This is a genomic window from Streptomyces sp. 796.1 (assembly GCF_047525675.1).
Classification (GTDB): Bacteria; Actinomycetota; Actinomycetes; order Streptomycetales; family Streptomycetaceae; genus Streptomyces.
In genome coordinates this window covers 1-1,805 of the sequence record NZ_JBLIWA010000099.1, presented here as the reverse complement: position 1 = coordinate 1,805, position 1,805 = coordinate 1, and the positions used below count along the sequence as shown (strand labels likewise).

Sequence of the window (1,805 nt, the reverse complement as noted above, 5' to 3'; positions counted from 1 at the left end):
GGCGGCGGGGCCCACCAGCGGGCCGGCCGCTGCCGGCCGGTGCGGGACGGGCCCGGGCGCCGGGTCCTGCCGGCCGGCGGGCGGCTGGTGGGGCGTGGCCGGGTGGTCGTCGCGGCCGGGTCAACGGCCCGTGGCCTGCCAGATCGTGACGGCCAGGGCGCACACGCCGGTCAGGGCCGCGAGCGAGGGCAGCGGCCAGCGGCCGTGTTCCAACGCCCTGACCCGGCCGGTCGCCTCGGTCAGGTCCCGGTCGTGCTGCTCGCTGCGCTGCGCGAGGAGTGCGAGTTGCCCGTCGATGCGGGCGACCCCGACATCGACGGTGCGGCGGATTTCCGCGAGCTCCGCCGCCACTGCGACCTGCTCGGGCTCGGTGGTCACGCCTGTTCCCCTTCCACATGGGTGTCCGTGCGGTTGCCAACGCACCGAGCGAACCACGGTTGCGGGCCGTGCGGGAGCGTGTGCGGGCGGTGTGCGCGGGTTGGCTGCGCGCGCCCCGTGCGAATGACGTTCCGTAACCACGCCCGCGCGCACCTCTGACGACCACCGAGGCCGGGCGGGGTGCCCGTGGCCAGCACCGTTGGAAGATCGCGACGTACGGTGACCGCCGGACGGGCCGCGGACGGCGGGGCCCCGCCGGCTGCGGCAGGGTGGACCGGCCGTGGGATGTGGCTCACACGGGCCGGCTGACCGGGGGGTCGGTGGCCTCCGCTTAGCGGGTCGCGGGTCTGGCGGGGCGCGGCACTGGGCGGATGTGGCCGGGCGGGGGCGGGGCGTGGTGCGCGCCGTGCGGCGTCGGGCCTGCGTGGGGGAGGCCGCCGGCCCGGCCGTCCGGAGCGCGCTGCGGCCCCACCGCGACCCGCCGGCGTAGTCGGCCCGTACCGCCTCGCCCCAACTCCTCCCGTTCGTACGGCGATGGCGCACCGCGCACCCCTGATGGCGTACGGGCCCGCCCGGCCAGCCCCTTCGCGGCCCCGAAGTGGCGCGGGAGCGGGGCGTGCTCAGGGGATGGCGGGGGTGTGGAGGCGCCAGACGCCGGGGCGGACTTCGACGCCGCTGGGTGCGGTGCGGTGGGGCGCCGACTCGTCGGGGCCGGCGGGGGAGTGGCCGCCGAGGTGGCCGGTGCGCAGGGCCCGTAGTGCGCGGCGGGCGAAGTCCTCAAGGCGTCGGTCGCGGAGCACGCCGGCCAGTTCTAGGCACTGGGCGAACGACCGTTCCGCCGCGTCCCACTCGCCCCGTTCCAGCGCGAGCAGCGACAGCACGCGCAGCGCCGCGTACCTGCCCCGGGTGTCCCGGGGCGTGCTGGCCACCGCGAGGGCCGAATCGACGAGCCGCGCTGCATCCTCCAACTCACCTAGGTCCAGGCTGAGTTCGGCGAGGCTGACCAGGCTGCGCGCGTACTCCCTCGGGTCCGCGACCTCCCAGGCGGCCAGCCGCGCCTGCTGGTAGTGCACGCGGGCCTCGGGCAGTCGGCGGCGCTGCCAGGCCAGGTCGCCGAGCGAGCGCAGCAGGCCGGCCGCGGCCCGCCGGTCGCCGCAGCGGTGCGCCGCGTCCAGGGCGAGGGTGTGCGTGGTGTGCCAGTCCGCCCAGGCGGCCCGTGCCGCGAGCGCGCCGCTCATGCTGTCCGCCAGCCTGATCGTGGTCCGCCAGTGCCGCGCGGCGTGCGCCGCGACCACGACGGCGACCAGCTTGCGCTGCTCGGTCGTGAACCAGGCGAGCGGGTCGTGCCCCACGGCGCTGGCGTGCCAGGCGCGTTCGGCCGCCGTCGGTTCGGCCGCCGACCACCGGGCGCCGCCGACCGCGGGCGG

The 1,805-nt window shown here is 77.9% G+C and carries 1 protein-coding gene and 1 pseudogene; both read right to left on the bottom strand.

What is annotated here, in order from left to right; genetic code table 11:
- Window positions 1-120 precede the first annotated feature (120 nt).
- The gene (locus ACMA1D_RS31880; protein ID WP_414727456.1) at window positions 121-378 is read right to left on the bottom strand and encodes a hypothetical protein; all 258 of its coding nucleotides are present in this window, start codon (window positions 376-378) and stop codon (window positions 121-123) included.
- Window positions 379-998: 620 nt separating this feature from the next.
- Window positions 999-1,805, bottom strand: a pseudogene (locus ACMA1D_RS31875) (transcriptional regulator); the annotation flags it as partial.